This window comes from Streptomyces sp. NBC_00258 (assembly GCF_036182465.1).
GTDB lineage: Bacteria > Actinomycetota > Actinomycetes > Streptomycetales > Streptomycetaceae > Streptomyces.
This window is the reverse complement of record NZ_CP108081.1, coordinates 3,004,212-3,021,777: the sequence shown is the minus strand read 5'-3', so window position 1 is coordinate 3,021,777 and position 17,566 is coordinate 3,004,212. Positions and strand designations below refer to the sequence as shown.

The window sequence follows — 17,566 nt, the reverse complement described above, 5'->3', positions numbered from 1 at the left end:
GGTGCCGGCTGCGCGGCCGGCCCCGGATGGCCCTGACGAACTCCTGATCTCCGCACGCCCCTTACCCCGCCCCGCATGCGTATCCGTCTGCGGCCGCGTGGGTTCGGGCGTGCCCGTAGGCAGGCATGGGCCGCAGGTCATGGCCCGTTCGTCCGGGAATTGCGCCGACCCCTTCTGGAACATCCTGAAAGGCCACGGGCCGTGCGTACCGAACCTCACCGAAATCCCGTCAACCCGCTGACCGCCGTCCGTAATCTGGGCATCCTCGCCCACGTCGACGCCGGGAAGACCACGGTCACCGAGCGGATCCTGTATGTCACCGGGACCACGCACAAGCGGGGCGAGGTCCATGACGGCACGACCGTCACGGACTTCGATTCCCAGGAGCGCGACCGTGGGATCACCATCTTCGCCGCGGCCGTGAGTTGTGGCTGGGACGGGCATCGGATCAACCTCATCGACACTCCGGGACACGTCGACTTCTCCGACGAGGTCGCGCGTTCGCTGCGGGTGCTCGACGGGGCGATCGCGGTGTTCGACGCCGTCGCGGGGGTCGAGCCGCAGAGCGAGTCCGTATGGCGGCAGGCCGACCGGTACGGGGTTCCGCGCATCGCCTTCGTCAACAAGCTGGACCGGGCCGGTGCCGACCTCGACGCGGCGGTCGAGTCGATCCGCCAGCGGCTGCACCCGGCCCCGCTGGTCGTGCAGCTGCCGATCGGCGCCGAGGACGGATTCGGCGGGGTCGTCGACCTGCTGCGTATGCGGGCGCTGGTCTGGGCCGACGGCCGTGACTCGGTCGAGGAGAGGCCCGTACCCGACGCTCTGGCGGACGAGGCCCGGCGGCGGCGCCGGGTGCTGGAAGAAGCGGTTGCCGAACTCCATCCCGGCGCGCTGGAGGAGTTCTGCGCGGAGTCCGCCGTCTCCGCGCGGACCCTCGAAGGCGCGCTGCGCGACCTGACCCGTACCGGTGACGGCGTGGTCGTGCTGTGCGGCTCTGCCTACCGCAACCGGGGGATCGAGCCGCTGCTGGACGCCGTGGTGGCCTATCTGCCCTCACCGTTGGACGTACCAGCCGTGCGCGGTGTCCATGGCCGGGACGGCGGGGAGGAGGAGCGGACCGCCGACCCCGCGGCGCCGTTCGCGGCACTGGCGTTCAAGGTGAACGCCACCCCCACCGGGCGGCTGACCTGTCTGCGTGTGTACTCGGGAACGATCCGGAAGGGAGAGACCGTGACCGTGTGGGACGCCGGCGCGCCGCGCACCGAGCGGATCGGGCGGATCCTGCGCGTCCAGGCCGACCGGCACGCCCAGTTGGACCGGGCGGTGGCCGGGGACATCGTCGCGGTGGTCGGGCTGAAGACCGCCCGCGCCGGTGCGACCCTGTGCGCGCCCGGGGCTCCGCTGGTCCTCGAACCGCCGACCACGGCCGAACCGGTCGTCTCCGTGGCGGTCGAGGCCCGTGCCCGCACGGACACGGACCGCCTGGTGTCGGCGTTGACACGACTGGTCGAGGAGGACCCCTCGCTGGTCGTCCGGACCGACCCCGAAACCGGACAGACACTGCTGTCCGGCATGGGCGAACTGCATCTGGAGGTGGCGGTGGAGAAGATCCGGCGCGCCCACGGGCTGGACGTCCGGGTCGGCCGGCCGAAGGTGGCGTACCGCGAGACGGTCGTACGCGGGGTCACCGGACACGTCCACCGGCACGTCAAACAGGACGGTGGCGCGGGGCAGTTCGCGCATGTCGTCCTCGACGTGGAACCGCTGCCGGGCTCCTCGGACGCGGCCGGTGACAGTGCGACGGGCTTCGGGTTCCGGTCGGTCGTCGTCGGCGGACGGGTACCGCAGGAGTACGTGCGGGCGGTGGAGGCCGGTTGCCGGGACGCGCTGGGTGAAGGGCCGCTCGGCGGTCATCCGGTGACCGGGCTGCGTGTGGTCCTGACCGACGGCGCGACCCATTCGAAGGACTCTTCGGAGATGGCGTTCCGGACGGCCGGACGGCAGGCGCTCCGGGAGGCACTGCGCGCCTGCGCGATGGTCCTCCTGGAACCGGTGGTCGAGGTCACCGTCACCGTGCCCGAGGACTTCGTGGGCGGGGTGCTCGGCGATCTGGCTGCGCGGCGCGGACGGGTCACCGACTCGACCACGCGCGGGGGAGCGGGCACGGGAGCGGGCACGGCGGTGATCACCGCCACCGTGCCGCTGGCCGAGCTGTTCGGCTACGCGACCCGGCTGCGCAGCCGGACGCAGGGCCGGGGAGTCTTCACCACCCGGCCGACCGGTTACGCCCCGGCTCCGGCATCGGTGTCGGCGGCGGCTTCGGCTTCGGCTTCGGCTTCGGCACCGAGCTCGGCGTCCGACGGGACACCTGGCCGGTAGCCGGAGCTGAGGTCCCGTCCCGCGCGCGGTGACGGGCCCGCCCGCAATGACGGTCCTGCCCATACGCGGGCGGGACCGTCGCTCCGGCGGCTCCGGCGGCTCCGGCGGCTCCGGCGGCTCCAGCGGATCAGCCGGACCCGGCGGGCGTATCGGCGTCTCCGTCGGCGCGACGCGTCATCAGCGCAACGCGTCGCGCAGCAACCTGGCGTTCTTCACCGCCTGGCTCGATCCCTTGCGGTCGGCCAGCGCCGTGACCTCGGCGATCTCTCCCTTGGCCCCGCACCGCGAAGCGCACTCGACGGCGAGGGCGAGCACGACCGCCGCGCCCCGGACCGGGGCGTCGCCCAGCAGACCGGGCAGGGCGGCTTCGAGTACGGACCACACGGTGGCGTACGCACCTGTCTCGGCGACGGCCCGCAGCGAGCCGCCGGCCTTGTCCGCGAAGGCCCACCCGTGGTTCAGCAGCGCCTCCAACTGCCGCCCGAGCAGGTCTGTGTCCAGCTGCTTCCGTGCGGCGAGTACCAGCACGGCGTCCACCACCGCGTCGCCGTCCATCTGCCAGATCAGTCCGAACGCGAGCGCGAGGTGCACCGAGTAACCCGCCGGACCACCGGACTCCACGACGAACGGCAGGTTGCGGGGCCACCCCTGCTGGGACATGCGCGGCTCGAAGTAGTCGCGTGCCATCAACTCCTCGCGGTGATGCGGCAGTTGGGCCACCCAGAAGGGTGCCATCGGGTCGGCCAGGCCCGAGTTCCCGACATACGGCCCGATCAGGGACGCGGCGACCTGCGGGAGCGGGGGATCCATGACGACTCCGGGGCGTGCGGGTGTCCACCACCCCTGCGACGCGGGCTTCGGCGGCTTGCAGTGGGGCCACCCCTTCGGCTCCGAGTCCTGGTGTGCCGGGCCGCCCTCGCGCAGCCAGCGCGCCAGCCGCTGTCCGGCGTCGGAACCGAGCTTCTCCGCCGCGCGCAGCACCTGTTGGTCCGATGTCGGGGTCACCCGCAGCAGAGCCTGTGCCAGGTCGACGGGCGCGGGGGTGACGCCGAGTTCGTCGAGCGCCGAGACCCGCTCCACCAGTACGGCGGCGTCCAGCGCGCCGGTGGCCAGGGTCGGCACGGCCAGCAGGAACGGCTGGGTGCCGGACCCGATGACGTCCATCGCCTCGGCCAGACGTGCCGCGAGCATCGAGCCGGCCAGCGAGTAACTGCGGCTCGGGGTGGTCCGGCTGATGTGGACAGCCCGGTGCATCATGACGGCCCGACGCCTCGGCTCGTCGCCCCGCACCGCCCCCGCCACGTCGTAGAGGTCGGACTGCACCCAGTCGACCTTGCTCTTCGGTTCCCTGCGCATGACCGGCTTCAGCGCCTCGGCCAGTGCGGTCCGGTCGAGGTGGGCGTGCCGGACCAGTCCGTCCAGGGCGCGCTCGAACGCCACCACGTCCTGGTCGTTCGCGACGACAGCCGCGACCTCCTGCGCCACCTCGACGGCCGTCGCGATGGGGCCCGGCACCGGGCGGGGCTCGGGCACGGCGGGCAGTACGTCGGCGTACGGCTGTTCGGCGACGGCGTCCTGCGGTGTGCCGGGCAGCCGGGCCGTGCCGAGCAGTTCGGCGGCTCGCGCGGACAGCCCAGGGCTGAGCTGTTCGGCGGCCGTCCGCAGCTCCTGCAGCACCGAGTCGTCGGCGGCCTTGAGATGTTTCACGACCAGCTTGAGCGCCTGCTCCTGGAGTGTCATCTCCCGGTGGCCGAACGTCATAGCCGCGTCTACCAGGGCGCGGCCCGCCCGTGCCGGATCCCGTCGCGCCACCCGGCCGAGCCAACCGAGTTGGGCGCGCACCAGTTTCTTCTCCGGGCGCAGCAGGACCCGTTCGCACGCCTCGGTGAGCAACTCGGGCTCCAGCAACCCCGCCTCGTCCAGCTCGGTCAGGACCTCCTGCGCGTAGGTGGCCACCGGCAACGACCGGTCGAGCAGCGCCAGGTATCCCCTCACCGCGAGCGCCTTCTCGGCCGGTGTGGAGGCCAGGGCCCCCAGGAATATCATGAAGGGCGCGATCTCCATGCGCGTACCGTCTTCGAGGAGACGCCCGAGAAGATGGTCGACCATCGCGGCGCGTTCGCGGGCCACCCCGGCGTGTTCCGCAGGGGTGAGCGCGAGTGCTTCCAGCGCGACCACCGCCTGCTTCCCGTGCGGCGGATCGCCGACCATGTCCGCGAAGACGTTGTGGATCAGCTCGCCACGGTCCACGACGCCTTCGGCAGCGAGGCCGATGAGCGCTTCCAGCGGCCGTTCCGACGTGTGCCAGGCGAAGACGAGGCGCCCCGGTCGGGCCACGGCAAGCGGGAGGAGCTTCGGAGTGAAGTCGTCCGCGCGCAGCCGCTCCAGGAAGTCGGCACCCGGTGCTCCGCCCAGCACCCGCGGGCGCCGCTCCCAGCCGTCGGCGCGGTCGTACAGCCACGCCAGGACGAACTCGTGCGAGGCCGGCAGCGGACAGCCGGTGTCGCGGACGAGGTGCTCGGTGACCGCGAACACCGCGCCGGCGTTCGTCGCCCGTTCGCCGAGGTGCGCGGCCAACTCGGCCCGCCATGCGACGGGGTACAGGTTCAGGAGGTCCACCGTCCAGGCGTCCATCGTGAAGTACGCGTGCGACCGGATCCAGACCGCCATGGCCTCGGGGGTGACCTGACACCCCAGTCGGGCGGCGCACAGGGCGATCCTCTCCTCCTCCGTGTTCTCACGCCGGGCGACGACCTCGAAGAAGGCTGTCAACTCGGCGGCGCACGCCGCCCGCTGATCAGGCGTCAGCGCGCCCAGTTCCCGTACCACTCCGGCGACGTCGCCGGCTTCCACAAGCTCGACCAGCTTCATCGTGCCGCCTTCGTCGTCGTGTCCCTGACCATGCTCACCGCGAGCGCGTGCCTGCACGGGCCGCGTCCTCCCCGGTACTTCGCCCACCACAGGCAGGTGCAGCTCAGCCGTCCCGCGTCATCGGCGCGGACCACATGGACGTGATCGCCCTTCCCGACCCGTGCCAAGTCACCGTCGAGGCGGACCGCTCCCTCCGCGACCAGCGCCCGCGCACCGCGCAGCCGGGGATTGCGTGCCTCCGCACCGCCCGCAGAGAACGGCAGGTGCCGGTGGAAGTGAGCCTCCTCCGCGAGGTCGTAGCCGATCTGTCCGGAGGTCCCCAGCACCGTCAGTGCGGCGCGCACCCGCTCGGCGGGCAGGCCGGCCCGCCGGGACAGTTCGGCCACGTCGATCCTCGGCTCCCAGGCCAGCAGCGCCGAGACCAGGTCCGCGTCGTCCGCCGCCGTTCCCGTCGCGAGATCGTGCAGTACGCCGCCCTCGCCGGAGAACCCCCGCGAGGCGTTCTGGGAGAGCATCAACGTCAGCCGCATGCCGGGCAGTTGGACCTCCCAGACCACGGCCGCCGCATCGGACCCCGCGTCGACCGGGGCGTACACCCGCACGGCCGTCGCGTGTCGCAGTACCTGCTGGAGCGCCAGGAGCCGTTCGGGGCCCGGCAGGCAAATGGCATCGGGCGACGGCCTGCTCGCGGGGCGCAGGGTGCGGCCGCCCACGGGTACCACCCAGCGCGTCGTACGGGCACTGGACCGGAGCGTGGGCCGCGACAGTGTCCGCAGGAAGGCGGACGCCTCCGTCGCCGGGATCTCCGCACGCGGGGTGAAGCCCGCCGCGAGCACCTGGGCCTCGGCGAAGCCTCGCAACCAGCGTTCGGGCAGCGGAACCTGCTTCTCCACGAACCGTCCGTCGAGGGTCGTGACCTCCAACTCATCCGGCCCGACCGTCAGTCGGAGGGGGGCGAGCCCGCCGATCCGGGCGAGGGCCGTGCGGAGCGGGGAGTTGATGTCGACGTTGGTGGTGCCGTGGCCGACGTCGTCACCGTCGAGGCCGGGCGCCAGCACGTCGAGGCGCGCGTACACACCGCAGCAGCCGGAGAAGGACTCCATCCGCAGACGGTCTCCGTCGGCCGTCACGACCGGGTCCAGCGAGGCGGCCGCCGCCGGCTGGTAGTAGCGGGTCGCGGCCACGTCGGCGACCGTCAGCAACGCCGCCGCCGCGGCGGCCGGCGCGGTCAGGAACCCGTGGAAGAACCGCGGGTTGGCCACCTCGCCGGCCGGGGTCGCGCCACCCGAGGTCGCCAGCGCGAGGGTGCGTCCGGCCGTGGACTCGCCCACGGCCGAGGGCTGTAAGTAGGTGTACGCGTGTATGAGTGATGTCACGCGGCCACGTTAGAGCCGGGCACCGACAAGCGCGGTCGCGCCACCGACGAGCACCCGCCCGTCACCTCAGTCATGGGCCGGGAACGCCTTCCCCGCTGGTCCCTTGACGAGGACCGGGTGCCGCGCACTCACGACGGTGACAGGATTCGCCGCTTTTCTGTGAGGCTCGCTGTTGCGGCCGTGCAGTCGCAAAGCTGTGACTAGACTCGCGCCCCATGCGTAGCGCCAGCCCCATCCGGCAGTGGAAGACGACATCCCCTCGCGCATCGCGCGCCGACGTTCACGGCTGGAGAAGAACGACCCGGCACACGGACCCCCGAGGCGGCCGGACACGCCTCCACCTGTCCGGGGAGCACGCCGAACACGCCACGCACGAGCCGTACCGCATAGCCGCCGAGAGGGGGGACGACGGCCCGTGAAGGCTCGGCACAAGCAGTCCCGCGACCCCCGCGCACACTGGCTGTTACTGATCCTCGTCCTGCCCGCGATGTTCGCGGCCCTGCTCTTCGAGGGCTGGACCAACCACGAGGTGGACGCCGCGACGACGCGGTCCGCCTGCACCTCACCCGCACCCGACGCCGTGGCCGGCGGCGGACCCGTGGTGGGGATCAACGGCAACGGGATACAGACCGGTTCGATGCCCGCCCGCACCGTCGCGCTCACCTTCGACGGCGGCCCCGACCCCGTGTGGACCCCGCGCCTGCTCGACCTGCTGAAACAGTACCGGGCACGCGCCACCTTCTTCCTCTTCGGCTCCCAGGCGGCCCGCCATCCGGACCTGGTGCGGCGGATCCGCGCCGAGGGGCACGAGATCGGCTCGAACACCTACACCGGGGGAGCCCTCGGCGAGGCGTCGTCCGTCCGCTTCTCCGCCGAACTCGACCTGACCCAGGCCGCGTTGGCGGGCACCACCGGCATCCGCACCAATCTGCTGCGGATGCCGCGGACCACCTCGCCCGACACCCTCTGCGGCCGCGAGTGGACCGCCGCGCGGCGCGCCGCCGCCCAGGGGTACGTCCTCGTCGCCGCCGACAAGGGATCCCGGAAACCGGCTCAGGGCCTGGTCCGGCAGCTCAGCCAGACGGCGACCGCGTACCGGGAGACGGCGAAGCTGCTCAAGAACCCCGGCGTCGACCGCTTCACCACCGTCTCGGCAGGCCTCCGGCTGGCCCCGTACGAGCCGGTCTCGGCCGTCGAGCGATGGCGCGGCACCGCCCTCGTCTGGGCCACCACCCTCGGACGCGCGTTCTCGAACGCGATGACCTGGACGCTCGGCATCGCGGGGGCTCTCGGGGTGCTGCGACTGGTGCTGCTCGTCGTCTTCGCCCGGGCGCATGTCCGCAGGCTCGAACGCTCCCGGCCCGGTGCGCCCTGGCTGCGGGAGGTCACGGAACCGGTGACGGTGCTCGTGCCCGCCTACAACGAAGAGGCCGGCATCGAGTCCACCGTCCGTTCCCTGCTGGCCTCCGACTACCCCCAGTTGGAGATCGTCGTCATCGACGACGGCTCGACGGACCGTACGGCCGAACTCGCCGAAGGCATCGGGGATCCGCGCGTGCTGGTGGTCCGCAAGCCCAACGGCGGCAAGGCCGCGGCGCTCAACACCGGTCTGGGACACGCGAGTCACGACATCCTGATCATGGTCGACGCCGACACCGTCTTCGAACCGGACGCCATTCACCACCTGGTCCAGCCGCTCGCGCACCCCGCCGTGGGCGCGGTCAGCGGCAACACCAAGGTCGGCAACCGGCGGGGCCTGCTCGCCAAGTGGCAGCACCTGGAGTACTGCTTCGGCTTCAACCTCGACCGCCGGATGTTCGAGGTGCTGGAGTGCATGACCACCGTCCCCGGCGCCATCGGGGCGTTCCGCCGGGACGCGCTCATCGGTGTCGGCGGCGTCAGCGACGACACCCTCGCCGAGGACACCGACCTCACGATGGCCCTGTGGCGGTCGGGCTGGCGGGTGCTCTACGAGGAGTCCGCCGTCGCCTGGACCGAAGTACCCACCTCGCTGCGGCAGTTGTGGCGTCAGCGCTACCGCTGGTGCTTCGGCACGATCCAGTCGATGTGGAAACACCGCGGTGCCGTCCTGGAGATGGGCGTCGCGGGACGCTTCGGCCGGCGCGGACTCACCTACCTCGCGCTCTTCCAGGTCGCCCTGCCGCTGCTCGCGCCCGTCATCGACGTGTTCGCCCTGTACGGCGTGCTGTTCCTCGATCCGCTCACGTCGGCCGGGGTGTGGTTCGGCTTCATGGGCGTTCAACTGGTCTGCGCCGGTTACGCGTTGAAGCTCGACGGGGAGCGCGTGCGGACCCTGTGGTGGATGCCGTTCCAACTCGTCGTCTACCGGCAGCTGATGTACCTGGTCGTCATCCAGTCCGTGGTCGCCGTGCTCCTCGGCAGCCGGCTGAAGTGGCAGCGCATGAAGCGTTCCGGCACCGCCGCTGAACAGATCGAGGGTCCCACGCCGTATAAGAGCGTGCCGACGAGATGACCCCATGTGGTGAGGGACTGGACAGGCCGATGAGCGAAGGGACCGACCTGCCGGTGGGCTACGACCGGAGCGGTGGTGCGACTCGGCCGCCGAGTGGCGTCACGGGCCGGGTGGCACGCGGCAACGCGTCCCCGCCCTCGACGCGTACGGCACCACTGCCGGGCATGCCCTCACCCGCCACGCCGGGCCGCACCGGGCACGGACGCCGGCCGCCGGGGGGCGAGGGAGGCGGCAGGTCGCCCAAGCCGCCCCCCACCCGGCGCCGCAAGGTCACACGGCTCGCGATCCTCCTGGTCGTCGCACTGGTCGCGTCCGCCGCCGGGACGTACGTGTGGGCCGACACCAAGCTCGACCAGGAGGTCGACCTCGGTGCGCTGCCGGACCGCCCGCAGGAGGGAAAGGGCACCAACTACCTGATCGTGGGCTCCGACAGCCGCGCCGGTCTGTCCGAACAGGCCAGGAAGAGTCTGCGTACCGGCTCGGCGGAGGGCCGCCGCACCGACTCGATGATCCTGCTGCACACCGGCGCGAACGGCACCACGATGATGAGTCTGCCGCGCGACTCGTGGGTGACGCTTCCGCCGTACATACGCCCCGACACGGGCAAGAACTTCTCCGCCGAGCCGAACAAGCTGAACGCCGCGTTCTCGCTGGGCGGCCCCGACCTGCTCGTGCGGGCCGTGGAACGCAACACCGGGCTGCACATCGACCACTACGCGGAGATCGGCTTCGCGGGCTTCGTCGGGGTGGTGGACGCGGTCGGCGGTGTGGACATGTGCCTGGAGCGCGCCGTCAAGGACGAGAAGTCCGGCGCGGACCTGCGCCAGGGCTGCCAGACCCTCGACGGCTCCGAGGCCCTGGCGTTCGTCCGGCAGCGGAAGCAGGAGGCCGAGGGCGACCTGGGCCGCACCCGCAACCAGCAGAAGTTCCTGACCGCGCTCGCCAAGAAGGCGGTCACCCCGGGCACGCTCCTCAACCCGACCAGGTCCTTCCCGACACTCGGCGCGGGCCTCGACACGCTCGTGGTCGACAAGGACACGGGCCTACGGGACCTCATGTCGCTGTTCCAGGCGATGCAGAGCGTCTCGGCGGGCAACGGCAGGCAGATCAACGTGCCCGTCTCCGACCCGGGCTTCGCCACCTCCAAGGGCAGCGCCGTGAAATGGGACGACCGCCGGGCACGGCAGCTCTTCGCGGAACTGCGGGACGACCGGCCGGTGACGCTCCCGCCCGGGAAGTGACCCTGCCCGGCCGGGGCGCGTCGGACCGCCTGACCTCAGATGCGTCAGACCGGCTGTGCGGAGGGGTGCAGCGCCGGGGTGAGGACCGGGTCCGGCATCTCGCGGGTGTGGGGGAAGTCGGCCGACCGGTGCTGGAACGAGAGGATCTTCGGGTTCATGACGACGCCGTCGCGGATCTCGATGGCGTTGCTGATCGTGGCGTCGGCGTCCCATGCCGCGGGGCCGCTCATGACCTTGCGCAGATAGGGCAGGAGCGCCTCACTGATCTCCCACGTGGCCGAGTTCCACAGATGGGACGGGCTGTGGTCCACCCCGTAGTAGTGGCAGCCGGGACCGACCGTGGGCATCGGATCGCCGAAGGTGGTCGGGCGGGCCCAGGTGAAGCCCATGCCCTCGTCGCAGGAGACGTCGACGAAGAAGGTGCCCGGCTTGAACACGGCGAGCTCCTCGTCGGTGACGAACGTCAGCGGTGCGTCGGTGTCCTGCCGGATGCAGTTGACGATGATGTCGAAGCCGGCCAGGTACTCCGCGAGCGGCACGGGGCCGAGCCCGGTGAGTGCCTGCAGACGCGAGGGATCGTCCGGCGTCTCCTCGAAGTGGCCCATCACGACGGACGGCATCGGCGAGGCCACCGCTGCCGCGGCGCGCTGGGTGAGCACCGTGACATCGGAGACCCCCATGGCGCCAAGACCCGTGACCGCTCCGCGCGCCGTGGCGCCGAAGCTGATGACCACCGCGCGCATACGACGTCCGTAGCTGCCGGTCAGTCCGCCGAGCTGCAGGGCGTGCAGCACCGAGCAATAGCCCGCGAGCTCGTTGTTCTTGTGGAACACATGGACACTGAAGGCGCCCGTGGACGTCCAGTGGTTCATGGCCTCCCAGGCGATGAGGGTCAGCTGGCGGTCGATGCCGAGCTGGGTCATGGTCTCGTCCTGTACGCAGTGCGGCCATCCCCACAGCACCTGTCCCTGGCGCAGCGCGGCGACGTCCTTGTGCATGGGCTTGGGCAGCAGCAGCACATCGCACTCGTCGAGGAGCTGCTCGCGGGAGAGCAGGCCCGCCACCTGGGGCCGCAGCGCATCGTCCGCGACGCCGAACCGCTCGCCGTAGCCCTGTTCGAGGAAGATCTTCTCGCGTACGTCGGGTGCGATCCGGCCGAGGTGCGCCGGGTGCAAGGGGAGGCGGAACTCGTTTTCCTTGTGGGAGGAGGCGAGTACTCCGAGACTCAGCAGGCTCATGCGCTTCCTCATCATCATTTCGTTCGTGTCATGGCGTTCGCGCCAGGTAGTTCTCGTCGTGCTGCGTGCTGCGTGCTGCGTGCTGCGTGCTGCGTGTGGCTGTCCGGTCTCCGGTCTCCGGTCAGGAGCCGCCGGGCCGGTGCCCGCGGACGCGCTCGGTCAGCGGGAGCGGCGTCTCGTCCAGACCGTTCACCGACCCGCACGCCATGCGTGCGCACGTCCCGTGACAGGCGAGCAGCTGCTTGTCGTCGCGGTGGGAGACCACCACCGCCTCCGGGTCCGGCGCGTTGCGGTAGTCGGTGCCGCAGATGAGACAGGCCAGTCCGGCGAGCATCTCGGCGGTCGGTTCGGGACGGCCGCGGCGGTGTCCGGAGATGGAGTCCTGTGAATACATGTGTCCGCATCCTCTTGATCGGTTCAGAGCCGTGCGCGGGACGCCGGGATGCGTCGGAGGCATCCCGGTGGGCAGGAAATTCGCTAGCGCGCTGCGCGTGAACGGATACGGAAGGTGGCGAGACGGTACGAGCCAGATGGCATGGTGCGGCCCATTTCCGGCCGGATCCGAGGTGCGCCGGCCTGTGCCGTTCCCCGAGGGCGACGCCGAAACGGATGACGGCATACGAGGTGCGCTCGGTGCTCCAACCGTACTCCCCTCCGGAGCAGCCACGTGCCGCATCCCACACCCGGAGCCGGCCCGCGGGGCGTCACCGGGCCGTTCGGGGTTCGACGGGGTTCGACAGGGGCGTCACCGGGCCCCTCCCGGCCCGACCGGGAACGCTGCCGACATCCCGGACGTTGTAGGGGGTGGTTGTAGTTGAAGTTTGCGAACGTGGAAGCGCCCGCGGAGTTCCGACAGCGGGCGTTTCGTCGTTTCGGGGGTTTTCTTCGACGGCTGGCGACCAACAGCCCGGGATCGCGCGAGCGCGCGACTTCCCGACCGGCTCGTCATCTCGAAGGAGACATCACATGGCTCAAGGCACCGTGAAGTGGTTCAACGCGGAGAAGGGTTTCGGCTTCATCACCTCGGACGAGGGCGGCGCCGACATCTTCGTGCACCACTCGGCGATCGACACCGAGGGTTTCCGCTCGCTGGCGGAGAACCAGCGGGTGGAGTTCACCGCAAGCCAGGGCCCCAAGGGCATGCAGGCCGACCAGGTCCGCGCCCTCTGAGGACATCTCGTGAGACAGGCCCGCACCGCGGGCCTGTCTCGTGCTGCATCCGTCTGCGTTTTCTGCATCCCTCTGCTTCCGTACGGGCTTTCCACGTTCGGCGCCTTGCCCCCGCGCCGGTGATATCGGCCCGCGCATCCCGAAAGGAAAGCCGTGAGCACTGACTTCATCAACCGGGGCACCGATCCGACGGCCCAGCACGCCGCGACGACGAAGCCCCCGCCCGGCGCCCGGGGCAGCGACTACGCCGCGCTGTCCCGTGAGGTGAAGCAGCGCGGGCTGCTGACACGACGCCGGGGCTACTACAGCGTCAAGGTCGGCGCGAACCTCCTTCTGCTGGCCGCCGGCTGGACCGCGTTCGCCCTGATCGGACCGTCGTGGTGGCAGCTGCTGACCGCCGCCTTCCTCGCGGTGATGTTCACCCAGACCGGGTTCATCGGACACGACGCGGGGCACCACCAGATCGCCTCCTCCAAGCGCGTCAACACCCTGCTCGGCCGCGTGCACGCCGACCTGCTGATCGGCCTCAGCTACGGTTGGTGGATCGCCAAGCACAACCGCCACCACTCCCACCCCAACCACGTCGACCGTGACCCCGACATCGAAGACGGTGCGATCGCCTTCACCGAGGACCACGCCCGCGTCCGCAGCGGAGCGTACGCGTGGCTGGCCCGGCACCAGGCCTGGCTGTTCTTCCCGATGCTGCTGCTGGAAGGACTCGCCCTGCACGTCGCCGGTGTGAAGGCGCTGATCGACCGCACCGGCGCCGCGACCTCGCGGGCCACGAAGCTGGCCGAGGCGGGCCTGCTGACGGCACATCTCGGCGGCTATCTCGCCGCCCTGTTCCTGGTCCTCACCCCGCTCCAGGCCGTGGTCTTCCTCCTTGTGCACCAGGGGCTGTTCGGGCTCTACATGGGATGCTCGTTCGCCCCGAACCACAAGGGCATGCCCATCTTCGCCAAGGACGACAAGATCGATTTCCTGCGCCGGCAGGTGCTGACCGCACGGAACATCCGTGGCAACCGGTTCACCGACTTCGCGCTCGGCGGGCTCAACTACCAGATCGAGCACCACCTGTTCCCCTCCATGCCGCGGCCCAGCCTGCGCCATGCCCAGGAACTCGTACGCACGTACTGCGCCCGGCACGGCATCGCGTACCACGAGACCGGGCTCCTCGACTCCTATGCCCAGGTGCTGCGCCACCTCCACGACGTCGCCGGGCCGCTGCGGCTGCGGCCCGAGCTGGAGTACTGACCCCGGTCAGCGGGATGCGCGCACCCCATCCAGCGCGACGGACAGGACCCGGTCGCGCTGGGCGTCGTCGTCGAAGGCCGTCGCGGTGATGCCCGAGACCATGCGCAGCAGGTCGAAGAAGGTCATGTCCGTGCGCGCCGCGCCGGTCCGCTGGGCCCGCTCGAAGAGGGGGCCGCCTGCCGCGTACAACGACTCGCGGCAGGCGGTGAAGATCTCCGACTCGTCGTTGAGCGCCTCCCGGACGGCCCGCTTGGTCACCATGTAGTCGGCGAACCGGTCGAGCCATGTCGTCAGCGCCTCCCACGGCTCCAGGTCGGCGACCTCCTCCGCGACCCGGCACAGGGCGTTGACCTCGTCCGCGTAGACGCTCTCGAAGAGGTGCCTGCGGGTGGGGAAGTTCCGGTACAGCGTGCCGATGCCGACGCCCGCGCGTCGGGCGACGTCCTCCAGGGAGGCCTCCGCGCCGTGCTCCGCGAAGGCCTCGCGGGCTGCCGTGATCAGGGCGTCGTAGTTGCGCGCCGCGTCCTTCCGGTGCGGCCGCCGGGACGCGACGATCTCGCTGACGGGGAACGACTGGGCGGTCACTGCTGCCTCCCGGGGCGGGACGAGGTTGAAGCGGAGGTGCGCCTCCGCTACAGTGGAGGAGTACCTCCACTTTACCAGTGCGGGGTGCGTACGCCGTGGACGCGTGCGGCCGCACGCATCGACGACGCGACGCCACCCGCATTCGGGCGGGCCCCCGGGCCACCCCGCATACGGACGGGCCCCGGGCCCGTACCCGTGCGGGTCCCGCGCCGGAGCGCATCGCCCGTCCCCTGACACTTCTCGCGACCTCCTCCCGTGCTCTCGGCCGAGCCCGACAGCCGGGGGAACCGCCACCCCGCGATCGTCGCCGGGCCCTGTGCTGCCCCCGGGCAGGCACCCGGCCCGCACGGTCGCGGTCCGAGGCTCTCGGCCGCAACCAGTTCGGAGAGGCTCTTCATGCCCCGCAAGTCCACCCGCCTCACCTTCGCGGTCCTCGCGACCGGTGCGGGCGTGTTCTCCATGCTCCAGTCGCTGATCGCGCCGGCCCTGCCGACCGTCCAGCACGCGCTGAACACCTCCCAGTCCACCGCGACCTGGGTGATGACGGCGTACCTCCTGTCCGCCTCGGTCTTCACGCCGATCCTCGGCCGGGTCGGCGACCTGATCGGCAAGAAACGCACCCTCGTCGCCGTCCTGGTGGCCGTGCTGCTCGGGTGTCTGCTCGCCGCGCTCGCCCCGACCATCGGCGTACTGATCGTCGCCCGGGTCGTTCAGGGCATCGGCGGCGCGCTGTTCCCGCTGTCCTTCGGCATCATCCGGGACGAGTTCGCCGCGGCCCGGGTGAGCCCCAGCATCAGCAACCTGTCCGCCGTGATCGCCGCCGGCGGCGGTGTCGGCATGGTCGCGGCCGGTCCCGTCGTGTCCGCACTCGGTTACCGCTGGCTGTTCTGGCTTCCCGTCGGCATCGTCGCGGTGACCACGCTCATCGCCCTCCGGTACGTCCCGGAGTCGCCCAGCCGGGCCGAGGGCCGCGTCAACTGGCTCGGCGCGGTCCTGCTGTCGGCATGGCTGGTGGCGCTGCTGCTGCCGCTCAGCCAGGCGGGCCAGTGGGGCTGGGGCTCCGCCCGGGTGATCGGACTGTTCGCCGCCGCCGTGGTGCTCTTCGCGCTGTGGCTGCTGTCCGAGTCGCGGTCCCGCTCCCCGCTGATCGACCTGCGTGTCATGCGGCTGCCCGCCGTGTGGACCACCAACACCGCCGCGCTGCTGTTCGGCGCCGGCATGTACTCGATCTGGTCCTTCCTTCCCGGCTTCGTCCAGACGCCCAGCTCCGCCGGGTACGGGTTCGGCGCGAGCGTCACCGCGTCCGGACTGCTCATGCTGCCGATGCTGATCGCGATGTTCGTCTCGGGCATCCTGAGCGGCCGACTGGAGCCGGTACTTGGAGCGAAGAAGCTGCTCACCACCGGTGCCGCACTCGGCGCGGTCGCCTGCGGCTTCCTCGCACTCTGGCACGACGAGCAGTGGCAGATCGCCTTCGTGTCGGGCGTCTTCGGCCTCGGCATCGGTCTCGCCTTCGCCTCCATGGCCAACCTGATCGTGGGCAGCGTCCCGGCCGGGCAGACCGGCGCCGCGACCGGCATGAACGCCAACATCCGCACCATCGGCGGGTCCATCGGCGCCGCCGTGACCAGCGTCCTGGTGACCGGACACCTGCAGCCCTCGGGCCTGCCGTACGCCTCCGGCTACACCCACGGCTTCACGCTGCTCGCCCTGCTCTGCCTCGCCGCGGCCCTGGCCGCGCTCCTCGTTCCGGGCCGGCGGACGAACCGTATGCCCCGCGTGCCCCGGGCCTCCGCCGCCGACGACCACGAGGTGTCGCGAACGGACCAGGAGACCGTCACACCCGGCGTGCGCGGCTGACGCGATCGCGGACCGACGCACCGGCCGTCGCCGAGACCCTCGCCAGGGGTCCGGGCGGCGGCCGTCACTGCTCGTCGACGGCCTGGTGCTCGTCGGAGCCGGTCAGGTCCCGGCTCTCGCCGGTCGCCGTCAAGCTCCCGAGTATGGCGAGCAGTTCGGCGTCGCGGCTGCCCGGTTCGGCGTGGAAGACCTTGAGGATCAGTCCGTCGGTGCCGTTGATGGCCAGCTTGTTGGACTGCAGTTCGAGGTCGCCGACCTTCGGATGGCGCAGCCGCATGACGCGAGCCTGCTTGGGCCGCACGTCGTGACGGCCCCACAGACGACGGAAACGCTCACTGCGCACGGACAGTTCGCCCACGAGCTCCACCAGGCGGGGATCGTCGACATCTGGTCCGACGTTGGCCCGCAGGGCGGCGATCCCCGCCTCGGTCAGGTCCTCCCAGTCCCGGCGCAGTTCCCTTTCGGACTCGTCGAGAAGGATGGCCCTGATGAGATTGACGCCGGGGGAGTGGTTCGAGGACAGGGCCGTGGCCAGTGGGTTGGCCGCGAGCACATCGGTGAACCTGTTCTCGACGTAGGCGGGATTGCTCGGCCATCCGTCGATGAGCTGGAGGATGCCGGGCGGCACGGGCTCGGGCTTCCGCGAGGCCCGTCCACTGGCGTCGGCGCGGCCCGAACGACGACCCTGGGACGGGCGCGCCTGAGTCAGGCCGATCAGATGCGCGGTGGCGGGGGCGTCGAGGTCCAGGACGTCGGCCAGGGCTTCCAGGACCTGGAGCGACGGATTGCGGTCGCGGCCCTGCTCCAGACGCAGGTAGTAGTCGGCGCTGATCCCGGCCAGCATCGCGACCTCCTCGCGACGCAGTCCCGGCACGCGCCGCAGGCCGCCGCCGCGGCGGATCCCGGCCTCCTCGGGCCGTATCAGCGCGCGGCGGGCCCGCAGGAACTCTCCGAGGGCGTTCGTGGCGTCCATGAATCAACCGTAGTTCCGTCTCGCCGCCGGTGACTGTCCCTGTCACTCCCAGGAACAGCGGGGTACTGCCGACCGCGGCCGATCAGTCGCAGAGTCGGCATCGGCGGAGGACGAACCGGTCCACG

General features: G+C 71.2%; 12 protein-coding genes. 6 read left to right on the top strand and 6 right to left on the bottom strand.

All coding sequences use genetic code 11. The annotated features are described in order from the left end of the window. The first annotated feature begins 201 nt into the window (after positions 1-201). Positions 202-2,379 carry an elongation factor G gene (gene fusA, locus OG718_RS13620; protein ID WP_328844246.1) on the top strand — a complete coding sequence of 726 codons (2,178 nt, stop codon included), beginning with the start codon at positions 202-204 and terminating at the stop codon, positions 2,377-2,379. Between the two features lie 177 nt (positions 2,380-2,556). Here the strand turns inward: fusA and OG718_RS13615 are convergent, their stop codons facing one another. Next, positions 2,557-5,307, bottom strand: a complete 2,751-nt coding sequence (locus tag OG718_RS13615; protein WP_328844245.1) for a DUF7824 domain-containing protein — start codon at positions 5,305-5,307, stop codon at positions 2,557-2,559. Next, positions 5,247-6,626, bottom strand: a complete 1,380-nt coding sequence (locus tag OG718_RS13610) for an SWIM zinc finger family protein (RefSeq protein WP_443055028.1) — start codon at positions 6,624-6,626, stop codon at positions 5,247-5,249. The genes OG718_RS13615 and OG718_RS13610 overlap by 61 nt, the downstream gene beginning before the upstream one ends. Before the next feature lie 487 nt (positions 6,627-7,113). On the opposite strand from OG718_RS13610, the gene OG718_RS13605 reads away from it, so the two are divergent. Then, positions 7,114-9,120, top strand: a complete 2,007-nt coding sequence (locus OG718_RS13605) for a glycosyltransferase (protein WP_328847753.1) — start codon at positions 7,114-7,116, stop codon at positions 9,118-9,120. A gap of 29 nt (positions 9,121-9,149) precedes the next feature. Next, entirely contained in the window at positions 9,150-10,361 is a 1,212-nt protein-coding gene (locus tag OG718_RS13600) for an LCP family protein (protein WP_143640832.1), read from the top strand. Positions 10,362-10,405: 44 nt separating this feature from the next. Here the strand turns inward: OG718_RS13600 and OG718_RS13595 are convergent, their stop codons facing one another. Together OG718_RS13595 and OG718_RS13590 are read right to left on the bottom strand one after the other, a co-directional pair. Next, positions 10,406-11,599, bottom strand: coding sequence for a N(5)-(carboxyethyl)ornithine synthase (locus tag OG718_RS13595; RefSeq protein WP_328844244.1), 1,194 nt, complete (start codon positions 11,597-11,599; stop codon positions 10,406-10,408). 121 nt (positions 11,600-11,720) lie between these two features. Beyond that, positions 11,721-11,993 (bottom strand): hypothetical protein, encoded by a 273-nt coding sequence (locus OG718_RS13590; protein ID WP_143640830.1) that lies wholly within the window; start codon positions 11,991-11,993, stop codon positions 11,721-11,723. Positions 11,994-12,565: 572 nt separating this feature from the next. On the opposite strand from OG718_RS13590, the gene OG718_RS13585 reads away from it, so the two are divergent. Both OG718_RS13585 and OG718_RS13580 read left to right on the top strand, forming a co-directional pair. After that, positions 12,566-12,769 carry a cold-shock protein gene (locus OG718_RS13585; protein WP_143640829.1) on the top strand — a complete coding sequence of 68 codons (204 nt, stop codon included), beginning with the start codon at positions 12,566-12,568 and terminating at the stop codon, positions 12,767-12,769. A 153-nt stretch (positions 12,770-12,922) separates the two neighbouring features. Next, positions 12,923-14,023 carry a fatty acid desaturase family protein gene (locus OG718_RS13580; RefSeq protein WP_143640828.1) on the top strand — a complete coding sequence of 367 codons (1,101 nt, stop codon included), beginning with the start codon at positions 12,923-12,925 and terminating at the stop codon, positions 14,021-14,023. A gap of 6 nt (positions 14,024-14,029) precedes the next feature. Here OG718_RS13580 and OG718_RS13575 read toward each other — a convergent pair whose 3' ends face one another. Beyond that, on the bottom strand, positions 14,030-14,608 hold the full coding sequence (locus OG718_RS13575; RefSeq protein WP_143640827.1) for a TetR/AcrR family transcriptional regulator: 579 nt from the start codon (positions 14,606-14,608) through the stop codon (positions 14,030-14,032). A gap of 396 nt (positions 14,609-15,004) precedes the next feature. On the opposite strand from OG718_RS13575, the gene OG718_RS13570 reads away from it, so the two are divergent. After that, on the top strand, positions 15,005-16,468 hold the full coding sequence (locus tag OG718_RS13570; protein ID WP_306936542.1) for an MFS transporter: 1,464 nt from the start codon (positions 15,005-15,007) through the stop codon (positions 16,466-16,468). Between the two features lie 64 nt (positions 16,469-16,532). Here the strand turns inward: OG718_RS13570 and OG718_RS13565 are convergent, their stop codons facing one another. Continuing rightward, the gene (locus OG718_RS13565; RefSeq protein ID WP_143640825.1) at positions 16,533-17,441 is read right to left on the bottom strand and encodes a helix-turn-helix transcriptional regulator; all 909 of its coding nucleotides are present in this window, start codon (positions 17,439-17,441) and stop codon (positions 16,533-16,535) included. Positions 17,442-17,566 lie beyond the last annotated feature (125 nt).